At 69.9% G+C, this 18,466-nt stretch carries 17 protein-coding genes; 5 read left to right on the top strand and 12 right to left on the bottom strand.

Annotation, left to right across the window (positions count from 1 at the left end):
• Positions 1 to 11 precede the first annotated feature (11 nt).
• On the top strand, positions 12 to 2,567 hold the full coding sequence (locus tag ACLF6P_RS23190) for an ABC transporter permease (protein ID WP_415952578.1): 2,556 nt from the start codon (positions 12 to 14) through the stop codon (positions 2,565 to 2,567).
• A 76-nt stretch (positions 2,568 to 2,643) separates the two neighbouring features.
• Here ACLF6P_RS23190 and ACLF6P_RS23185 read toward each other — a convergent pair whose 3' ends face one another.
• The 5 genes from ACLF6P_RS23185 to ACLF6P_RS23165 are packed head-to-tail and all read right to left on the bottom strand — an operon-like array spanning position 2,644 to position 7,577.
• Positions 2,644 to 3,435, bottom strand: a complete 792-nt coding sequence (locus tag ACLF6P_RS23185) for a hypothetical protein (protein WP_415952577.1) — start codon at positions 3,433 to 3,435, stop codon at positions 2,644 to 2,646.
• Between the two features lie 35 nt (positions 3,436 to 3,470).
• Positions 3,471 to 5,210, bottom strand: coding sequence for an ABC transporter permease (locus ACLF6P_RS23180; RefSeq protein WP_415952576.1), 1,740 nt, complete (start codon positions 5,208 to 5,210; stop codon positions 3,471 to 3,473).
• Complete coding sequence (locus ACLF6P_RS23175) at positions 5,207 to 6,097, bottom strand: ABC transporter ATP-binding protein (protein WP_415952669.1); 891 nt, start codon at positions 6,095 to 6,097, stop codon at positions 5,207 to 5,209. The genes ACLF6P_RS23180 and ACLF6P_RS23175 overlap by 4 nt, the downstream gene beginning before the upstream one ends.
• Positions 6,098 to 6,111: 14 nt before the next feature.
• Complete coding sequence (locus tag ACLF6P_RS23170; protein WP_415952575.1) at positions 6,112 to 6,951, bottom strand: cupin domain-containing protein; 840 nt, start codon at positions 6,949 to 6,951, stop codon at positions 6,112 to 6,114.
• Entirely contained in the window at positions 6,948 to 7,577 is a 630-nt protein-coding gene (locus tag ACLF6P_RS23165; protein ID WP_415952574.1) for an RNA polymerase sigma factor, read from the bottom strand. The genes ACLF6P_RS23170 and ACLF6P_RS23165 overlap by 4 nt, the downstream gene beginning before the upstream one ends.
• Before the next feature lie 412 nt (positions 7,578 to 7,989).
• Between ACLF6P_RS23165 and ACLF6P_RS23160 the strand changes: the two genes are divergently transcribed.
• Positions 7,990 to 8,289 carry a hypothetical protein gene (locus ACLF6P_RS23160; RefSeq protein WP_415952573.1) on the top strand — a complete coding sequence of 100 codons (300 nt, stop codon included), beginning with the start codon at positions 7,990 to 7,992 and terminating at the stop codon, positions 8,287 to 8,289.
• A gap of 137 nt (positions 8,290 to 8,426) precedes the next feature.
• Here ACLF6P_RS23160 and ACLF6P_RS23155 read toward each other — a convergent pair whose 3' ends face one another.
• Complete coding sequence (locus tag ACLF6P_RS23155) at positions 8,427 to 8,711, bottom strand: DUF397 domain-containing protein (protein ID WP_415952572.1); 285 nt, start codon at positions 8,709 to 8,711, stop codon at positions 8,427 to 8,429.
• The gene (locus ACLF6P_RS23150) at positions 8,671 to 9,519 is read right to left on the bottom strand and encodes a helix-turn-helix domain-containing protein (RefSeq protein WP_415952571.1); all 849 of its coding nucleotides are present in this window, start codon (positions 9,517 to 9,519) and stop codon (positions 8,671 to 8,673) included. Before ACLF6P_RS23150 ends, ACLF6P_RS23155 begins: the two co-directional genes overlap by 41 nt.
• An 81-nt stretch (positions 9,520 to 9,600) precedes the next feature.
• On the opposite strand from ACLF6P_RS23150, the gene ACLF6P_RS23145 reads away from it, so the two are divergent.
• Positions 9,601 to 10,026 (top strand): ATP-binding protein, encoded by a 426-nt coding sequence (locus ACLF6P_RS23145; protein ID WP_415952570.1) that lies wholly within the window; start codon positions 9,601 to 9,603, stop codon positions 10,024 to 10,026.
• A gap of 21 nt (positions 10,027 to 10,047) precedes the next feature.
• Here the strand turns inward: ACLF6P_RS23145 and ACLF6P_RS23140 are convergent, their stop codons facing one another.
• The 3 genes from ACLF6P_RS23140 to ACLF6P_RS23130 are packed head-to-tail and all read right to left on the bottom strand — an operon-like array spanning position 10,048 to position 13,178.
• Positions 10,048 to 10,557 (bottom strand): hypothetical protein, encoded by a 510-nt coding sequence (locus ACLF6P_RS23140; protein ID WP_415952569.1) that lies wholly within the window; start codon positions 10,555 to 10,557, stop codon positions 10,048 to 10,050.
• A 3-nt stretch (positions 10,558 to 10,560) separates the two neighbouring features.
• Positions 10,561 to 12,675, bottom strand: coding sequence for a hypothetical protein (locus ACLF6P_RS23135; RefSeq protein WP_415952568.1), 2,115 nt, complete (start codon positions 12,673 to 12,675; stop codon positions 10,561 to 10,563).
• A 20-nt stretch (positions 12,676 to 12,695) separates the two neighbouring features.
• Positions 12,696 to 13,178 carry a hypothetical protein gene (locus tag ACLF6P_RS23130; RefSeq protein WP_415952567.1) on the bottom strand — a complete coding sequence of 161 codons (483 nt, stop codon included), beginning with the start codon at positions 13,176 to 13,178 and terminating at the stop codon, positions 12,696 to 12,698.
• Between the two features lie 161 nt (positions 13,179 to 13,339).
• Between ACLF6P_RS23130 and ACLF6P_RS23125 the strand changes: the two genes are divergently transcribed.
• A complete protein-coding gene (locus ACLF6P_RS23125) occupies positions 13,340 to 14,440 on the top strand; it encodes a MerR family transcriptional regulator (RefSeq protein WP_415952667.1) in 1,101 nt (366 codons plus the stop codon).
• Between the two features lie 77 nt (positions 14,441 to 14,517).
• Here the strand turns inward: ACLF6P_RS23125 and ACLF6P_RS23120 are convergent, their stop codons facing one another.
• A complete protein-coding gene (locus ACLF6P_RS23120) occupies positions 14,518 to 15,915 on the bottom strand; it encodes a class I SAM-dependent methyltransferase (protein ID WP_415952566.1) in 1,398 nt (465 codons plus the stop codon).
• A gap of 189 nt (positions 15,916 to 16,104) precedes the next feature.
• Between ACLF6P_RS23120 and ACLF6P_RS23115 the strand changes: the two genes are divergently transcribed.
• A complete protein-coding gene (locus ACLF6P_RS23115) occupies positions 16,105 to 16,644 on the top strand; it encodes a hypothetical protein (protein WP_415952565.1) in 540 nt (179 codons plus the stop codon).
• A 123-nt stretch (positions 16,645 to 16,767) separates the two neighbouring features.
• Here ACLF6P_RS23115 and ACLF6P_RS23110 read toward each other — a convergent pair whose 3' ends face one another.
• Positions 16,768 to 18,171, bottom strand: coding sequence for an NAD(P)/FAD-dependent oxidoreductase (locus tag ACLF6P_RS23110; protein WP_415952564.1), 1,404 nt, complete (start codon positions 18,169 to 18,171; stop codon positions 16,768 to 16,770).
• Positions 18,172 to 18,466: the final 295 nt, after the last annotated feature.

The following is an 18,466-nucleotide window of genomic DNA, read 5'->3' as shown; positions in this document are numbered from 1 at the left end:
GACTTCACACCATGTTCCGTACCGCCTTGCGCAACGTGCTCGCGCACAAGGCCCGGTTGCTGATGACCGTGCTCGCCGTCATGCTCGGCGTGTCCTTCGTCTCCGGCACCCTGGTCTTCACCGACTCGGTCTCGAAAGCCATCAAGAACAACGCGTCGACCAACTACCAGGACATCGACGTCGTCATCACGCCCAGGGAGGGCCGCAACAACGCGGAGGGCAAGCCCGGTCAGGCGCCGAAGCTGACGCAGGAGCTGCTCGACAAGGTCGAAAGCACGAGCGGCGTCGCGTCCGCGACCGCCTCCGTCTCCGGTTACACCGCCGTCGCAGACAAGAAGGGGAAGCTGGTCGGCGACGGCTGGGCGTCGACCGGCACCAACTACCTGCCGGGCAAGGGTGGCGAGGACAGCCGCTACCCGATGGAATCGGGCCGCGGACCGAGGAACAGCGGCGAGATCGCGCTCGACTCGAAGACCGCCGAACGCGCCGGATACAAGGTCGGCGACACCGTACGGCTCTCCGTCGACGGCCCGGTGATCACCCCGAGGATCGTGGGCATCTTCGACGCCGACGACAACGGCTCGGTCTCCGCGGGCGGCACCCTCGTCGCCTTCGACAACGCCACCGCGCAGCAGCAGTTCGCCGCGCCCGGCGAGTACGACCGGATCCTCGTCACCGCCGCCCCGGGCACCGGCCAGGCCGAGCTGCGCGACGCGCTCGCCGCCTCCGTGCCGAAGACGGCGGACCTGGACACCGCGGACCGGCTGATCGCCGACGAGGAGAAGGCGATCGACGAGGGGACCGCCGGCATCAAGACGTTCATGCTGGTCTTCGCCGGGATCGCGCTGTTCGTCGGCATCTTCATCATCGCCAACACCTTCACCATGCTGGTCGCCCAGCGCTCCAGGGAGATCGCGCTGATGCGCGCGGTGGGCGCGAGCCGCAGGCAGGTCACGCGTTCCGTGCTCGTGGAGGCCTTCTTCGTCGGCCTGGTCGCCGCGGTCGTCGGTCTCGCCGCCGGTATCGGCATCGGCGTCGGCCTGCGCGCCTTCCTCGGTACGAACGTCGGGCTGCCCGACGGCCCGACCGTCATCGCCCCGGCCACCGTGATCTCCGCCTTCGCCGTCGGCATCGTCGTCACGATGCTCTCGGCCTATCTGCCGGGCCGCCGCGCCGCGAAGATCCCGCCGGTCGCCGCGATGAACGCACTGCACGCCACGCCCACCGCCAAGGGCCTGGTGGTCCGCAACACCATCGGCGCCGCCTTCAGCGGCCTCGGTATCGCCGCCGTACTGTACGGGCGCACCATGGCCGCCTCCGACGCCAAGCTGCCGATGGGCCTGGGCGCCGCGCTCCTCGTCATCGGCGTCTTCATCCTCACCCCGCTGCTCTCCCGCCCGGTCATCGGACTTGCCGCGCCGCTCCTGAAGGCCTTCGGCGTCTCCGGCAAGCTGTCCCGGCAGAATGCGGTCCGCAACCCGCGCCGTACGGCCGCGACCGCCTCCGCGCTGATGATCGGCCTGACCCTGCTCACCGGCATCACGGTCATCGCGGGCACCCTGCAGAAGTCCATCGACAAGATGGCCACCGAGGCGCTGCGCACCGACTACGTGGTCTCGATGGCCAACGGCGCCCCGCTCTCCCCCGAGGTCGAGAAGACTCTCGCGAAGACGGACGGCGTCACGGCGACCTCACCGCTGCGACAGTCGCCCGCCAAGGTGTTCACCACGGACGGCGGCTCACGCGCGGACCAGCTCTTCGGCGTCAACGGCAGCACCATCTCCGAACTCGTCCAGCTGGACTTCGAGGCGGGCGGCTGGAACCAGCTGACCGGCGACAGCGCGGTCGTCGACACCGAGACTGCCGAGGCGTACGGCTGGAAGCACGGCCAGAGCATCGAAGCGGTCTACGAGGACGGCGAGCGCGGCAAGCTCAAGATCGTCGGTGTCTACGAGGGCAACGAGATGATCAAGGGCCTGATGGTCGACACCTCCGTCCTCACCCCGCACGTGAAGACTCCGTCCGACTCCCAGATCATGCTCAAGACCTCGGACGGCGCCTCGGCGGCGACCAAGGACAAGCTGGTCAAGGCGCTCGGCCAGAACCCGGCGATCTCCGTCGATGACAAGGAGGACATCTCCAAGGCCATCGGCGGCATGTTCACCATGGTCCTGAACATGCTCTACGGCCTGCTGGCGATGGCCGTCCTGGTCGCCGTCATCGGCGTGATCAACACCCTCGCCATGTCGGTCTTCGAACGCCGCCAGGAGATCGGCATGCTCCGCGCGATCGGCCTCGACCGCTCCGGCATCAAGCGGATGGTCCGCCTGGAATCGGTGGTGATCTCCCTCTTCGGCGGCGTCCTCGGCATCACCCTCGGCGTCTTCTTCGGCTGGGCAACCGGCGAACTCCTCCGATCCCTGCTCTCCACCTACACCCTGGTCATCCCCTGGACCCGTATGGGCATCTTCCTTGCCCTGGCCGGCGTGGTCGGCATCCTGGCGGCCCTGTGGCCGGCCCGGCGGGCGGCGAAGCTGAACATGCTGGAGGCGATCAAGGCGGAGTGAGGTCCGCTCCGGTACGCCGGTGAGGGTCCGGTTCTCCATGACGGGGAACCGGACCCTCTTCGCGCCCGCCGCCGGTTCAGCGGCGGCGCCCCGGCGCACATGGCAGAAGCAGCGCTGCGGCGCTCAGGCAGGCCACTGCGGTCAGGCGCCAGCGGTCGGCCGCGCTGTCCCAGTGCGTCGTGTCCTCGGGTGTCGTGAAGAACGTGGCCTCCTGAGGCAGCGATGTCACGGCCACCACCAGAACGAGCAGCCCGGCGGCCGCGACCGGCCCGCCGCCCTGCCCCTCGGTGAGGCGCAGGCCGAGGAGGCCGAGGGTGAGGGCGAGCAGCATCAGGGCCAGGGCCTCCACCGACAGGTCGCCGGCGGGGAGGGCCGCACGCAGTTCCGGCGGTAGCGCATGGCGTACGAGGAGGAGGTCGAGCCCCCAGAAGGCGGCGAGGACGGGGAGCACCGCGGCCAGGCGCAGTGTCCGGCGCAGCCACCACGGTGTGGGGCATACCGTCGTGGTCGCGCCGGCGGGGTCGTCGAGAGTGAAGGCCACGCCCAGGGCTGTCAGAGCCGCGGCGATGTGCAGGAGGACCGCCGCCGCGGCCGGGTCCAGGTCGGGGCCCGCCATGGCGGGTACCGCGCAGACCGTGGTGGCCAGGGCCGCCGCGCACAGGGCGGGGAGGGTGCGGGCGGCCCGGATCTCGTGGCGGGCCAGCGCGGCCGAGCGGGATGCGGAGCGGGATGCGGAGCGAGATGCGGAGCGAGATGCGGAGCGAGATGCGGAGCGGGACGGGCGGCAGGGTTCCGGGCCCGGACGGCCGTCGGCTTCCGGGCCCGGACGGCCGTCGGCTTCCGGTCGCGAACGGAGGGCCGGTGCCACCTCCTTCCGGGCTCCCCGCCCGCCTTCGCCGCCGCTCACCTCGACCCGCACAACGAGTCGGCCGGGTAAGGCTGTTCGGGGATGTCGAGGCCCAGGAGGCGGGTGGCCTCGGTCGAGGTCGTGGTGGGGGAGGTGAGTTTCGTCCAGTGGGTCTTCGCGCGTGCGCCCACCTCCTCGGCCGGGAGGTTCAGGAGGCGGAGCGCCAGGTCGAGGTCGGTGCGTTCGGATTCGACGGTCGTGACGTTGCCGAAGCCGATGAGGCCGCCGAAGCTGCGCTCGGCCCGCGAGCGCATCGCCGCGGCGGTGTGCTCGGTGGCCTGGGCCGCGAGCCACAGGGTCAGTACGCTCCGGCCGCCGCACAGCAGTGCGTCCTGCGGCCCCGGGCGGGCGGGTTCGCCGGTGACGACGCGTGCGGCGAAGGCGGTGGCGAGGCCGCTCACCGTGTCGTGGGCGAGGTCGGATCCTTCGCCCCAGGCCGTGCCGACCGCGATGGCGCCGGGGGTTTCGGCCCGCCGGTCGTCCGCGGCCCAGGCTTCGAGGGGCGCGGTGGACTGGCCGAGGCTGGACTCGGATACCGGGGTGATGTGCTGGCGCACGGTGTAGTGCGGTTCCCGCGCCTGCCGCGGCACCCATCGCAGGATGCCTTCGGCGACCTGCTCCCACTGCGGGGCCCGGTCCGCGAACTCCGGGAAGAAGCAGGAGGTCAGCACCTCTGCCTCCCGGCACTGCTGCTGCGCCGCCGGTGCTTCGAGCGCCTGCTGCCGCGCCGTGGCGAGGCTGTCCGGTGCGGGGCGGGTGTGCCAGGCCCCGATGAGGACGGCTCCGGCAAGCCCTGCCGCGAGGATGACTCGTACGAGCGGGTGCTTGAGCCCGGCCCGTAGGACCGCCGTCGCGGCGCAGGCGGTGCCGAGCAGCAGGAGGTAGAGGAGGTGCTGGCCGGCGGGCCGGTGCAGCAGGCCGGCGGGCAAGGCGGCGTGCAGTTCGTCCTCGGCGGCGACGAGGCCCCACCAGCGCCAGGACTCGAAGGGGAAGAGCGCGCCGATGACGGTGCTGATCGCGAGGAGGGCGAGGGCGATGGGCCCCGCGGCCACCGAGCGGCTGACGAGTCCGAGCAGCACGGCGAGCACGCCCGCCACGAGCACGACCACCGGTCCGGTGGCGACTTCGGCGGGCGAGGGGCTGCCCGCGGCTCCGGGCTGCGCGGCCAGCCACAGCATGCGGCCCGCGGCGAGCGCGGCGGTGAGCAGCACCGCCGGGAGGACGGCGAGCAGCAGTGCCGCCGCGCGCTGCCACGGCAGCAGGACGAGGCTCAGGAACCAGTCCTCGGTGCCGTCGCGGGCCGTCCGCACCATCGCCAGGTGTACGGCGAGGAAGGTGCCGGCGGCCGGGAGCAGCAGCTGGTTCTGCAGGTGGCGGTCCTCGTCGTGGAGTACGGGGAAGCCGGTGCTGCCGGATACGACGGTGGCGTGGATCCACAGGGCGACGCAGAGGAGCAGTGAACCGAGGAACACGGGGTGCCGCAGCAACCGCCATCCCTCCGCCATCGCGAGCGCCCGTACTCCGGCCACACGCCCGGGGCCGGGTCCGGCTCCGGGTCCGGGTCCGGCTCCGGCTCCAGGGCCGAGGTCGGAACCGAGGTCGGAACCGAGGTCGGGGTCAGGGCGGCCGGGTGCCGCGGAGGCATCCGCACCGGTCCCCCGGCCGCCCGCACCCGGACCTGCCTGGACACCACGCTCCGACCGGTCGACCGTGCCCATCGCGTCATCCCGGCTCATCGTGTCATCCCGCCTTCCGCCGCGGAGTTGAGCAGCAGGTAGCCGTCTTCGAGGGTGGGTTCGGCGAGCTCGGCCCCGTTGGGCGGCGTACCGATGTTGCGGAACCGCCCCGTGCCCGTACGCCATCCCGCCACCGCGCGCGGATCGCGTTCCGCGCTGAACCAGACGTGTCCGCGGGCGAGTTCGCCGAGTTCGGGCGGGGTCCCGTCGTGGCGTACGCGACCGGCGGCGAGGACGATGACGCGTCGGCACAGGGCGCTGACGTCCTCGGTCTGGTGGGTGGAGAGCAGTACGGTGCGGCCTTCGCCGAGGTCGGCGACGAGTTCGCGGAAGCGCAGCCGCTGCTCGGGATCGAGGCCGACGGTCGGTTCGTCGAGGATCAGCAGGTCCGGGTCGCCGATCAGCGCGGAGGCGAGGGCGACGCGCTGGCGCATGCCGCCGGACAGGGATTTGAGTTTCTTGCCGCGTACGTCGCCGAGGCCGACCGCGTCGAGCACCCGGCGCACCTCGTCGTGGCGTGCCGCGCGGACGGTGTGCTCCTTGAGGATGGCGACGTAGTCGACGAACTCGAAGGCGGTGAAGTGCCGGTGGAAGCCGGGTGCCTGCGGCAGGTAGCCCATCCGGCGGCGGATCTCCTGGCGCGGGCGCGGGGCGAGCGGGTCCAGGCCGAGGACCCGGATGCGGCCCTCGGTGGGCGCGAGGACGGTGGCGAGGGCGCGCAGCAGAGTGGTCTTGCCCGCGCCGTTGGGGCCGAGCAGCCCCGTGACGCCCTTGCCGAGCCGGAGGTTCACGGTGTCGAGGGCGATGGTCCGGCGATAGCGCACGGTGAGTTCGTCCACGCGTACCGTGGGTTCTTCGCGCCCGGCACCGGTACCGGCGCTCTGCACGGAGCTCTCGTAAGTCACGCGCTGATTCCCTTCTGGAAGTCGAAGCTCGCCCGCACGGACACCAGGGCGGGAAGCGCCACGAGCAGCAGCGCCGCGAGGACGGTCTGTCCGGCGGCGGTGGAGAGCACCTCGGAGCGGTGGGTGAGCGCCATGACGCCCAGCCAGGCGCCGCCCGCGGCCGCGGGCGCGGCGACGGGGCCGAACCGGGGCAGGAGCAGCAGACTCACCACGGTCAGCAGGCACATCGGCAGCAGCCAGCCGAAGGCGGCGAGGCCGGGCCGCGGCAGGACGAGGGAGGCGAGCGCCGCGAGCGCCGCGCTGCTGGCGAGGACGGCGCTCGCCCGCAGCAGTACCGGATGGAACGCGCTGGGCGCGGCGACCTGCCCGATCTCGTACGCGGGATCGCAGCGCCTGCTCGACGAGACCGCCACCCCGAGCGCGGGCAGCAGCGGGGCCGCCGCGAGATACGTGAACGGGGACTGCGCGTCGGGTTCCACGAGCCGTGCGGTCAGCGCGGTGAACAGCAGGGTCAGGAGTACGCCGATGAGCCAGGTGGTCCGCAGGGCGGGCGTGGCCGACAGGAGGCGTGCCATGTGGTCCGGGACGCGCAGGGCGAGCAGGCCCCGCTCGATCGGGCCCGGCACGGGCACGTCGGCTTCGTGGTCGATGCGCTGCCACACCCGGTGGAGGGCTTCGGGATCGGTGGCCCGCAGGAGTGCGTCCCGGCAGAAGCCGCAGGTGTCGAGGTGCGGTTCGACGTGCCGCAGTGCGGCGGGCGGGAGGCTGCCCCGCGCGTAGCGGCGCAGGGTGTCCGGGGTGATGTGATGCCGTTCCTCGCCCTGTCGTCCGTTCACGCTTCCTGCCTCCCTCTTCCACCGCTTGAGCCTCTTCCACCGCTTGAGCCGCTTCCGCCGCTTCCGTTCTCCTCCGCGCGGGCCAGTTCCTCCCGCAGCCGTCTGCGGGCCCGCATGGCCCGGGTCTTGACCGTGCCGGCGGGCACGTCGAGCAGCTCCGCGGCCTGCTGGGTGGTCAGCCCGTCGAGCACCGTCGCCTGCACCACCGCGCGCAGGTCCGGGGTCAGCCGGTCGAGCGCGGCGTACACGCCGCCGAACCCGCCCTCGTCGAGCACCTGTTCCTCCGCGGACTGCCACGGCGTGATCCGCAGACCGGCGAGAAGCCGCCACAGCCGGTTCTGCGCGGCCCGGGTCCGGGCCGCATCGGCGGTCCGGCGAGAGGCGATCCGCCAGAGCCAGCCGGCGAAGTCCTGCACCTCTGGCTGGCGGCCGTCGACGCAGCCGCGCCACACCGCGAGAAACGATTCCTGGACGATGTCGTCCAGTTGGGCGGGGTCCGCGACCCGGTACCGCAGCCGCGCGATGAGCCACGGCGCGTAACGGAGGTACAGATAATTGAATGCTGTGCGATCGCGATCGCGCAGCGCAGCCAACAACTCGGCATCCGTGGACTCCTCCCCTGCCATCCGGCTCACACCCCTTCGTCGGATCGGACCGCCCCGCCGGTTCACCCCGTGAATGTGATCTGCGTCACCGGCCTGCGCGGCCAAACACACGAACTTCACATTCCGCTTAGCCCTCGCGCGCGGCACCGGAACCCCCGGGGTCGCATCGCACCCGCACAGTTCAGGAGCCGTGTCCCTACCCGTCGCAAGTGAAACCGGATCACCATCCGGCGCGTCCGCTTAACGGAACCTCACCGTCAACTGACTGAAATCATCCCCCTGTTCAGGAGCGGACAGCCACACATAGCCTGGCCGCGCCAGACCAGTTGACTCCAGAGAGGAGAAGGATTTGCGAAGCGGAAGAAAGAAGAAGAGGAGAAGAAGAAGATGCACGGTCGTCGCCGGGGCCGTGATAGCTCTCGGTGTAGGCGCCATGGGCGCGGCACCGACCGCCGGCGCGGCGGATACGCCCGCCCGGGGTTCCCTCCCCGCCCCCGACGCGACCGCCCCGGACAGCGACTTCGGCACGCTCGCCGCCCCGCCGAGCTGCGTACGGTCCTGGACCACGAGCAACTACGCGTATGCGAAGAGTAGTTGCTCGGGCTCGTATACGATCAAGTTCGTCTGGTCCTACGGCCGCGACAGTGACTGTTTCACGATCCGCCCCGGCGAGCAGTGGCACCACGAGCGTCCGAACCCGTGGTCCGGCTTCGACGGACTGCGCAAGTGCTGACGCGGACCGCTCACTGAGCGGCTGACGGCCGCCGGCGGAACCAGGCAGCACAGGAAACGTGCGGCTTCCCGAACTCGACCTCCGGGAAGCCGCACTTTCCTCAGCGTAATGCGCCGGGGTACACCCTGGGGAGGGCGTCAGTCCCAGCTGGGGTCCGCCGCCTTGGCCGCGTCCACGAACGCGGAGAAGGCCTCCGGGGTGAGGAGGAAGGCGCCGCGGGCGGGGTCCTTGGAGTCGCGGACGGCGATGTGAGGGGTGAGGTCTGCGACCTCTACGCACTCGCCGCCCGTGTCGCCGCTGTAGGTCGACTTCCGCCAGGTGGCAGCGCCGAGGGGAGCGCACTCCACACACTCGCCGCCGGTGTCGCTGCTGTACGAGGACTTACGCCATGCCGCCCTCGTCAGGTTCGGGTGGGTTGCCATAACGCTCCTCCATCACGCGGGCGATCCGTACCGCCGAGCCCTCCACCGAGAGGGCAGTGGCCTGCAGGTGATCGTAACGGAGCGAACCCTCCCTGACGGCTTGCGGGTTGGCGGTCATGTGCCCCTGGACAAAGTCCTCGGTGTAAATGATGTCGGGGTCGGCGTCGAAGCGCATATGGGTAAATGTGCCCGGCAACCCTGCATGCGCCCCCGCCTCAAACGGCAGAATCTGAATCTTCAGCCACTCCCGGTCATGCAGATCCAACAACCGGCCGAGTTGACTCCGCATCACCTTCCGGCCGCCGATCTCCTGATGCAGCACCGCCTCGCTCAGCACCACCCAAACCAACGGCGGCTCCTCGCGCTCCAGGATGCGCTGCCGTTCCAGCCGGGCGGCCACCTTGGCATCGAGGCCACCCTCATCGCGTACACCCAGAACCGCCCGCGCGTACTCCTCTGTCTGCAGCAGGCCGTACACCAGCTGCGCCTGGTACGTGGAGATGTACGCGGCCCGAGCCTCCAACTCCGCGTACGGCTGGAACCAGTTGGGCAGCTGGCTGCGCAGGACCAGGCCCACCAACCGCGAGAACACGCCACCCGTCATGAGCGCGGCGTCGAGCCGTTCCGACAGTTCACGCGTCGGGACCTTGCGCGCCGTTTCGATCTGGCCGATGAGCGAGGCGGTCACGAAGACCGTCGCACCCAGCTCCACCTGCTTCAGGCCCGCCGCCTCCCGCAGGCGACGCAGTTCGGAGCCGTAGTAGTCCAGGGCGGAAGCCCCGGGGTCAAGGTCACGGATGTTGGTCATGGTGCCCCCAGAGACCGCACGGAGTGACGGGTTACGTTCAACCCGTAGCCGAGGGTAACGGTCGGCGGCCACGCTGCGTACATGATTCGCGCAACTGACCTCTCCTCGGCGCCACTTGAGGACACCGGAGCCGCCCCCTCGTACCGCCTGTGTCTCACCCTGAGCGAGCACTCGGCGGTACACCTGCGCCGCATCCTGCGCGCCCACCTGTACGCGTGGGGCATGCCGCACCTCGCCGACGCGTCCTGCCTGGCCCTCACCGAACTGGCCGCGAACGTCGTCCACCACGTACGGGACCGCCGCTGCACGGTCCGCATCCTGCGGCGGCCGGCAGGCGTACGCGTCGAGGTCACGGACACCTCACCGTGCCTGCCGCACCTCCCGTGCGAGGAGAACCCGCTGGCCGAGGGAGGCCGCGGCCTCCACCTGGTCGAGGCGGTCACCGACCGCTGGGGCGCGCGGCGGTCGGGGGCGGGCAAGACGGTGTGGTTCGAGTGCGAGGCCTGACCGCCGCCACCCGATCACCGCCTACTTCACACAGCCCATGCTCTTCAGGCCGACAGGAATATACGAATCGGCGAACTCTTCGAGCGCTTCCCTATGGTCCGAATCGGCACCCGAAAGGACCAGATGCAGAGTATAGAACTTGCCGCTCCGGCACGGATTCATGGAAGTCAGCGCATTTTCCGCCGTTGCCGTTTCGTAGCCGACCTCCGATCTCATGGGCCGCCCCCCCGGATGCAGCTCAGCGATCTGCCCCATGACATCGATTCGGTTCTGATCACGATACTCGGTGAGTGAGACTTTCAGTGAGCCGTCCACTCGCATCTGACATGCTGAATTCACCTCGTCATCAATCACCAATTCGGCCTTGAAGTTTTCACCTGAAGGCAGGAGTGCGGCAAGTTCAGAGCTCGGCATGTCACGTCCGCAAACCTCGTCAGGGATCGCATACGATCGCGACTCGGCACACCCAGCGAGGCTCACAGCCAGGACTCCGGCCAGCAGCGCAATAAACCCGTTTCGCTTCAATTCCATGACTCACTTCTGCGAATAGCGATTCGCCAGGCCATTGCCCAGGGATGCCGCTACGTTCACTTCATGCTGACGCAGGTCCGCGTCATTGGGGACGGACAGGTCATGGTCAGGGTTTACTTTAGACCACTCGTCTCCAAGCGCCTTCAGATAGCGCTGCCGAACCTCAGAAACCTCACCTTTGTCGACGGCGATACCCTCATCGATACGTTCCTGCTCGTTGAGTTGCCAGGCGTAGGCTCCCGCATCCACCCCGCGCTGCACGGCGTCCCCTACTACCGGTATGAAATTCGCGATGCCGCCGTATCCGTGATACGCCCACTTCGCACTCCAGGACGGATCCTCTTTGTCCGTGTCAATGGCTTGATACCGGACAGCTTCCATGAATCCCACCGTCCGCCCCGCTTTGACGAGTTCCTCCTTGGCGTTCTCCCTGGGGTCTCCATCAGTTCCTGCGTGAATGTCGGCGATTATCGCATGATTGACACCCTCCATCAGGATCCCATAAGCATCCTGGTCTCTGGAGACCTGCTTGGAAACCTGAACCAGGCTCTGGTAGTCGAGATCGGCATCAGTAGCATCCAGGGCACTCATGGACTCATGAACCGTGGCGCCATGGTTTGCGAGGAGTGCGGCCATGTCATCGCGCAGTTCCGGCGGGAAGTCGTTCTTCTGCTCGGCGAGTCGTTCCATGATTCCCCTGAACGCGCTGTCCTGCCCCTCCGTGTGCTCGTAAGAATCCACGAAGTGCGGGACATCCGGGTTCAGGCCCGTGCCGGCTGCCAGCATCGCCTTGCCCAGGGAGTCGCGGGACTGGGTCGTCCCGTCGCCCCTGCCGCGGGGGGCGTCCTCGTCGTAGAACTCGCGTTCCGACAGGAGGTAGTCGGCCCAGCTGTCGTCGTTGAAGAGCTCCGTGGCGAAGTCGGGGTTGTGGGATACGGCTCTCAGGTAGCCGGACATGGGATCGCTGGCGGGTACGGGCTCCTTGCCCGTGTAGTCGAACGGTGCGCCGATGCCCGGGTTGCCCCACGTGCCTGCGGGTTCGCCGTATCCCCTCGTCTCCTCGAACTCACGAACGCTGTTCCCGTAGTCCCGGAGGAAGCCGGACTCGAACTCGCCCTTGACCATGAGGCTGCTCATGACCTGGTAGCCGTACGCCTTGCCGATGACACCGGTGTCGTTGCCGAACTGCTTGCCCCCGGCGGCGATGACCTCCTTCTTCCACGTATCCATCGCCTCACTGTCGACATGCGTCGCCGTGGCAAGTGACAGGCTCAGATTTTCCTGGATCCTGCCGAGGAGTTCGGCGCGCTCGCCCTCGTACGGCGTCGACCTGCCGTTGCCGGGGACCGTGAGGTCGCCCCAGAAGTCGAGCATCCCGTCCGCGCCCATGCCGGTGGCGAAGACCTCGGCGAACTCCGGGTTGTCGTGCTGGATGGCGAGGGTTTCCTGGAAGCGCCGGAGCTCATCGTCGCTCCAGTCCTCGACTCCGCCCCTGGTGATTTTGTCCGTCCAGTACTTGGCGTCGGCGGCGCCCTGGCTCTTGTCGGCCCCCTTGAGCCCCGTCACTTCCTTGTCGGTGAAGTCATGCTTGTTCTTGGCCAGCGCACGCAACGCCCGAGCCGTCACCCTGTCGGTGTCGTCGGCTTCGCGCAGGATCCGGGTGACGGTGTTCTCCGCCTGCAGGAGCTCCCCTTCCGTCGGGAAGTTCTCCCGGGCCTTCTCACCGGCGACTCCGGGTGGGGCCGACGGCGGCACCGCACCGCCCTTGTCGTTGATGTAGATGCCGCGCTTGGTGGCGTCCGCGATGGCGAGGTTCAGCTCGTCCTTGTGACGCAGAAACGCGGAGTGCGCATCCCGCAGCACCGCGTGGACACTGGTGGCGGCGGTGACGGCATCGTTGAACTCCCCAGCCGTCTTGAGGACGAACTTCTTGTTCACGGTGGCGTTGACACCGCTCCAGTCGGCACGCCGCGTCTTGTCGCTGAGCTCGGTGGCGCTCACGCCCTCGCCCTGGCCCGTCGCGAGGCGGCGCAGTTTGGCCACCATGTCGTCCCAGTCGTCGACCGCGGTCTTCAGATCGGCCAGCCGCAGGTTCAGCAGCTCCGGTACGTTCAGCACAATTCTCCCCGCTCACACGCCTACTTGATGTATCCGCTGATGACGGAGGCCTGGATCGATGTGGCGATGTCGTCCTCGTCCTTGGCGTGCTGGGAGCGTGTGAAGTCCAGGTGGTTGGAGACGTGCGCGCAGGCGTCGAGGAGGGTCCTGGCCTGTGAGTTCCAGGCGTCGTGCAGCTCGGTGAGCGCCGGGCCCGTTTCGAGCCCTTCGTTCTGGAGGGTGATGGCCGCTCTGAAGGTGCTCGGGCGGGCGTGGTCGGCGTCCTTGCTCAGCCGCTCGCGCAAGTCGAAGGCGAGATTGCCGAGCCGACCCAGCTCGTCATCGCGAACGACGAGATCCTTGGTGGCATCGATGCCCCAGCCGCCGGTCCCTCCAGGGCCACTGCCGCTGTCCGGAACCCCGTTGAGCTGCATCCCGCCTTGCTGTCTCGCCAAGGCGTCGGCCTTCAGCTGTGCCCACTCCTCGCCCCATGCCATGACCTGATAGCCCCCGTTTCTTCGCACCTCGGCCAGGAACTCACTATGCCAGCTGCCTCTCGGCGCGATGTGAGGAAGTCGTGCCTCTTCGGTCCTCCGCCACCCGGGGGTCCTGAGCGTGGCCGTCGGGGCTTGACCCTTACGTGGCGTCAGGGCCGATAGTCGGGGGCGTGGAAGAGCACTGGACTGTGGGGCGGGTGGCCGGGCTGGCCGGGGTGAGTGTGCGGACGTTGCATCACTACGACCGGATCGGGCTCGTGTGTCCGTCGGCGCGGACCGGCGCCGGGTACCGGGCCTATTCGGCGGGTGACGTGGAGCGGCTGCGTGAGGTGTTGGCGTACCGGCGGCTGGGGTTCGGGCTGCGGGAGGTCGCGGAGCTGGTCAATGATCCGGCCGTCGATGCCATGGCTCATCTGCGGCGGCTGCGTGGGCTGTTGGTCGAGCGGCGCGATCGGGCCGACGACATGGTGGCGGCCATCGATCAGGAGTTGGCAGTGCGGGCGAGAGGGGTACGGGTGACGCCGGAGAAGCAGCTCGAAGTGCTGAGCGGAGCGCGGCTCTACGACGAGATCGGCGGCGCGTACACGGCGACGCGGCGAACCGAACCGCGGATCGCGGAGCAGATCTGGGACGCGCTCGGGGATGCGCGGACCGTGCTGAACGTCGGGGCCGGTACCGGTTCGTACGAGCCGGTGGGCCGTGAGGTGACGGCGGTGGAGCCTTCGGAGGTGATGCGGGGACAGCGGCCCGCTGGTGCGGCGCCGTGCGTGGCCGCCGCGGCGGAGCGGCTGCCCTTCGAGGACCGGTCCTTCGATGTGGCGATGGCCGTCTCGACCGTGCACCACTGGGCGGATCCGGTCGCGGGGCTGCGGGAGATGCGGCGGGTCGCGCGCCGGGTGGTGGTGCTGACGTTCGATACGGATGAGGCGGGGTGGGAGGACCGGTTCTGGCTGACGCGGGACTATCTGCCCGAGTTCGCCGGCGTGCTCGCGGGTTTTCCTTCGCTCGGCGTGATGGCGGAGGCGATCGGGGCGCGTGCCGAGCCGGTGCCGGTTCCGTGGGACTGCGCCGACGGGCTGTTCGAGGCGTACTGGCGGCGGCCGCAGGCGTATCTGGACGAGCGGGTGCGCCGGGCGGCGTCGGTGTGGACGAAGGTCGGGGCGGCCGCCGAGGAGCGGGCGGTCCGCGGTCTCGGCGAGGATCTCGCCTCCGGACGGTGGGCCGAGCGGAACGCCGGACTGGTCACGTCCGATGCGGTCGATCTCGGGCTGAGGCTGCTCGTGACGTGAGCTGCTTCCGTACGAACCGGGCCCCGGCCGCGTTGTACTTCGCGCCCAGGGCCCGGCTGGGGGTGCGGGTGGCCGCCTCAGCCCGACCAGGTGCGGGGGCGCAGGGGCAGGCCGGAGGTGCCGGAGGTGGGGGTTCGGGTGGCGAGGACCTGGTTGACGCCGATGCGGTTGCGTTCGAAGGCGAGGGCGCTGGCCGCCATGTAGAGGCGCCAGACGCGGGCGCGGCCCGGGGAGGCGAGGCGGACCGCGGCCGACCAGTCCGCCTCCAGGTTCGCGACCCACGCACGCAGGGTCAGGGCGTAGTGCTCGCGCAGGGTCTGCACATCGCGGACCTCGAAACCGGCCGCTTCGAGGTCCGTGACGGTGCGGCCGAGCGGGGCGAGTTCGCCGTCGGGGAAGACGTACGCGTCGATGAAGTCGCTGAGGCTGTACGCCGATTCGTCCTCCTGGGGGCGGCGGGCGATCTGGTGGTTGAGGAGGCGGCCGCCGGGCGCCAGGAGACCGTGCAGGGTGCGGGCGTACTCCGAGTAGCGGGCGGAGCCGACGTGTTCGGCCATACCGATCGAGGAGATCGCGTCGTACGGGCCGTCGGTCACGTCACGGTAGTCCTGGACCCGGATCTCGATCTGGCCGGTCAGGCCCTCGTCGGCGATGCGTTTGCGCGCGTACGCGGCCTGTTCGCGCGAGAGGGTGATGCCGACGACCCGCACGCCGTGCTCGCGGGCGGCGTGGATCGCCATCGAGCCCCAGCCGCAGCCGACGTCGAGGAGGCGCATGCCGGGCGCGAGGGCCAGTTTGCGGGCGACGAGTTCGAGTTTGTCGCGCTGGGCGGACTCCAGGGTGCCGGTGTCCTCCGCGGTGACCGGCGGCCCGCCCGTCTTCGCCTGCGCCCCCGGCTCCGCCCGCGTCCCCGGCTCCGCCCGCGTCCCCGGCTCCGGCTCCGGCTCCGGCTCCGGCTCCGGCTCCGGCCAGTACGCGCACGAGTAGACCATCGACGGGCCGAGCACCAGCTCGTAGAAGTCGTTGCCGACGTCGTAGTGGTGGCTGATGGCCTGGCGGTCGCGGATCTTCGTGTGCAGGGCGCCGGTGCGGCGGCGCACCTCCTCGCGCGGCGGGGGCGGCGGCGGGAACGGGCCCGCGAGGCGGAGGAGTTCACGGACGGCGGCGCGGGTGACGGGATCGCGCAGCGACGGGCCCGGCAGGTCGTCCCGCTCCCATACGAGGCCGGCGATCGCGCCGAGCGCCTCGTACAGGTCGCCTTCGACGTCGAGCTCACCGGCGACCCAGGCGCGGGCGAGGCCCAGTTCGCCGGGCCGGAACAGGATGCGGCGCAGGGCACGGCGGTGGCGGATGACAAGGACAGGGGTGTTCGGGGGGCCGTACTCGCTGCCGTCCCAGGCCCGCAGCCGAAGCGGGAGCCGGGCTCCCAGGAGCTGCTCGGCAAGTCTGGTCAGCCGCTGCGCGGCATCCGGCATGGTGGATCACCTTCCCTGGCTCGGAGTGGTCCCTCCTTCACGTAAACACCAGGGGCGTCGATTTCAAGCCCGAGGGGGCGGTCTTCGGCCCGGATCCTCCTTCGGAGCACGCCGTCTCCCCCATGAGGCGGAGGCGGTCCGCCGCCACGGACGACGCCCGGCGGCCCCGCCCCGAGCAGCATGAAAGCCATGACCTCGGCGAACGCACCCCTCCCCGCATCCCAGTCCGCGCTCCTGTCCACACCGCCGCCCGGACCGCTGCCCACGCCCGCCCCCGTCTGGGCGCGCCGCGCCGCGCACGCCATCGCGCTGTGCGCGGTGCCCTCGGGCCTGTGGCGCATCGCCATGGCCTCGGGTGTGTACGTCGGCTACAGCGAGCAGGTGCTGCGCGAGGTCTACGGCATCCCGGGCTGGGGCATCGCGTACGTCGTCGGCCTCTCCGTCCTCGCCGAACTCGCCGCCCTGTTCCCGCTGCTGCTGGTCAGCGAGCGGTGGCGGCCGCTGCGCCCGGCGGTCCTCGCGCGGCTGTCCTGGACCGCCTCCGGGGTGCTCGTCCTGCTCGCGCTCGGGCAGCTCGTGGTCGCCCTCACCGTGGAGAGCCGGACGTATCTGGCGGACGGCACGGCACAGACCGTCTGGGCTCTCGCCTTCACGCCGCTGCTCGCCATCCCCGTGCTACTCACCGCGGTGACCTGGTCGTACGCGAGGCGGCACCGCGTACGGAACTAGGAGGCGGAGGTGTCCGGGCGCCCGTACACACGGCAGCGCCCGCGCCCGTACACACCGCAGAAAGCCCGAAGGGGCCGCCCGCACCACGGATGGCGGGCGGCCCCTTCGGGCGTGTTGCGGTGCCTACGAGGCCTTGGCCTTCTCGGCGGCCTTCGGCTCGGCGGACTTCTCCGCGGCCGGCGGGGCCACCGGGGCGGGCCGGGCCGCCTCGAAGAACTCCTCGCGCGGGGCCTCCAGGGCGCCGAGCGAGACGACCTCGCGCTTGAGGAACATCGCGAGCGTCCAGTCCGCGAAGACGCGGATCTTGCGGTTGAACGTCGGCATCGCCATGCCGTGGTACGCGCGGTGCATGTACCAGGCGAGACGGCCCTTGAGCTTGATCTTCATCTTGCCCATGACGATCATCGCGACGCCCTTGTGGAGGCCGAGGCCCGCCACCGCACCCTTGTTGGCGTGCTTGTACTCCTTCTGCGGGAAGCCCCGCATGCCGGAGATGACGTTGTCGCCGAGGATCTTCGCCTGCCGCAGCGCGTGCTGGGCGTTCGGCGGGCACCAGGCGTTCTCGTTGCCGGCGTTGCGGCCGACGACGTCCGGGACCTGGGCGTTGTCGCCCGCGGCCCAGATGTAGTCGCTGCCCTGGACCTGGAGGGTGGTCTGGGTGTCGACGTGGCCGCGCGGGCCGAGCGGCAAACCGAAGCGCTGAAGCGCCGGGTTGGGCTTGACGCCCGCGGTCCACACGATCGTGTTGGAGTCGACCTCGAGGCCGTTCTTGAGGACGACGTGGCCGTCGACGCAGGAGTCCATGGACGTCGAGAGGTAGACCTCGATGCCACGGCCTTCCAGGTGCTCCTTGCCGTACTGGCCGAGCTTGGGGCCGACCTCGGGAAGGATCTTGTCGGCGGCGTCGACGAGCACGAAGCGCATGTCGTCACGCGAGACGTTGTTGTAGTACTTGGCCGCGTCGCGGGCCATGTCCTCGACCTCGCCGATCGTCTCGGCGCCGGCGAAGCCGCCACCGACGAAGACGAAGGTCAGCGCCTTGCGGCGGACCTCCTCGTCCTTGGTGGAGTCGGCCTTGTCGAGCTGTTCGAGGACGTGGTTGCGCAGGCCGATGGCCTCCTCGATGCCCTTCATGCCGATGCCCTGCTCGGCGAGGCCGGGGATCGGGAAGGTGCGGGAGACGGCGCCGAGCGCGATCACCAGGTAGTCGAAGGGCAGCTCGTACGCCTCGCCGACCAGCGGGGCGATGGAGGCGACCTTGCGGTCCTGGTCGATGGTGGTGACGCGGCCGGTGAGGACCTCTGCCTTGGGCAGCACGCGTCGCAGCGGGACGACGACGTGCCGGGGCGAGATGCTGCCGGCGGCGGCTTCGGGGAGGAAGGGCTGGTACGTCATGTACGACCGCGGGTCGACGACCGTGACGGTCGCCTCGCCGTAGCGCATCTTCTTGAGGATGCGCCGGGCTGCGTACAGGCCTACGTACCCGCCACCTACTACGAGGATCCTGGGACGCTCCGTGGTGCTCATGCCATCGAGTATCCACCCGGGTGGCGGGGGTCGCTCGTGCGCCCCTTCACAAGGTTACCCAAGGGCTCTGCTACACTTCGCCGCCCGCGTGACGCAGGTCATGACTGTTCAAGGGAACCATGAGCGGCGGGAGAACGTTGTTCACCCCGCTTGAGCTGGGTTTCCCGAGCGTTCACGGGCTGGACCACCGGCCGTGCGCGGCCCGCCGGGACGAGCGGACGAGGCGAGGGAATCGACGGGCGAGCAGTCCCGGCGTCCCCGATTCGGGTTGTCGGGGCGCCCCCTTCACCCGCAG

The organism is Streptomyces lothianensis (assembly GCF_047779955.1).
Taxonomy (GTDB): Bacteria; Actinomycetota; Actinomycetes; order Streptomycetales; family Streptomycetaceae; genus Streptomyces.
This window is presented reverse-complemented; position numbering and strand designations above follow the sequence as displayed.

Excerpts from the sequence above, each read along its gene's own strand:
- ACLF6P_RS23190 (WP_415952578.1), top strand. The coding sequence starts at position 12 with ATGTTCCGTACCGCCTTGCGCAACGTGCTCGCGCACAAGGCCCGGTTG.
- ACLF6P_RS23180 (WP_415952576.1), bottom strand. The coding sequence starts at position 5,210 with ATGAGCCGGGATGACGCGATGGGCACGGTCGACCGGTCGGAGCGTGGT.
- ACLF6P_RS23165 (WP_415952574.1), bottom strand. The coding sequence starts at position 7,577 with ATGGCAGGGGAGGAGTCCACGGATGCCGAGTTGTTGGCTGCGCTGCGC.
- ACLF6P_RS23160 (WP_415952573.1), top strand. The coding sequence starts at position 7,990 with ATGGGCGCGGCACCGACCGCCGGCGCGGCGGATACGCCCGCCCGGGGT.
- ACLF6P_RS23155 (WP_415952572.1), bottom strand. The coding sequence starts at position 8,711 with ATGGCAACCCACCCGAACCTGACGAGGGCGGCATGGCGTAAGTCCTCG.
- ACLF6P_RS23150 (WP_415952571.1), bottom strand. The coding sequence starts at position 9,519 with ATGACCAACATCCGTGACCTTGACCCCGGGGCTTCCGCCCTGGACTAC.
- ACLF6P_RS23145 (WP_415952570.1), top strand. The coding sequence starts at position 9,601 with ATGATTCGCGCAACTGACCTCTCCTCGGCGCCACTTGAGGACACCGGA.
- ACLF6P_RS23140 (WP_415952569.1), bottom strand. The coding sequence starts at position 10,557 with ATGGAATTGAAGCGAAACGGGTTTATTGCGCTGCTGGCCGGAGTCCTG.
- ACLF6P_RS23120 (WP_415952566.1), bottom strand. The coding sequence starts at position 15,915 with ATGCCGGATGCCGCGCAGCGGCTGACCAGACTTGCCGAGCAGCTCCTG.
- ACLF6P_RS23115 (WP_415952565.1), top strand. The coding sequence starts at position 16,105 with ATGACCTCGGCGAACGCACCCCTCCCCGCATCCCAGTCCGCGCTCCTG.
- ACLF6P_RS23110 (WP_415952564.1), bottom strand. The coding sequence starts at position 18,171 with ATGAGCACCACGGAGCGTCCCAGGATCCTCGTAGTAGGTGGCGGGTAC.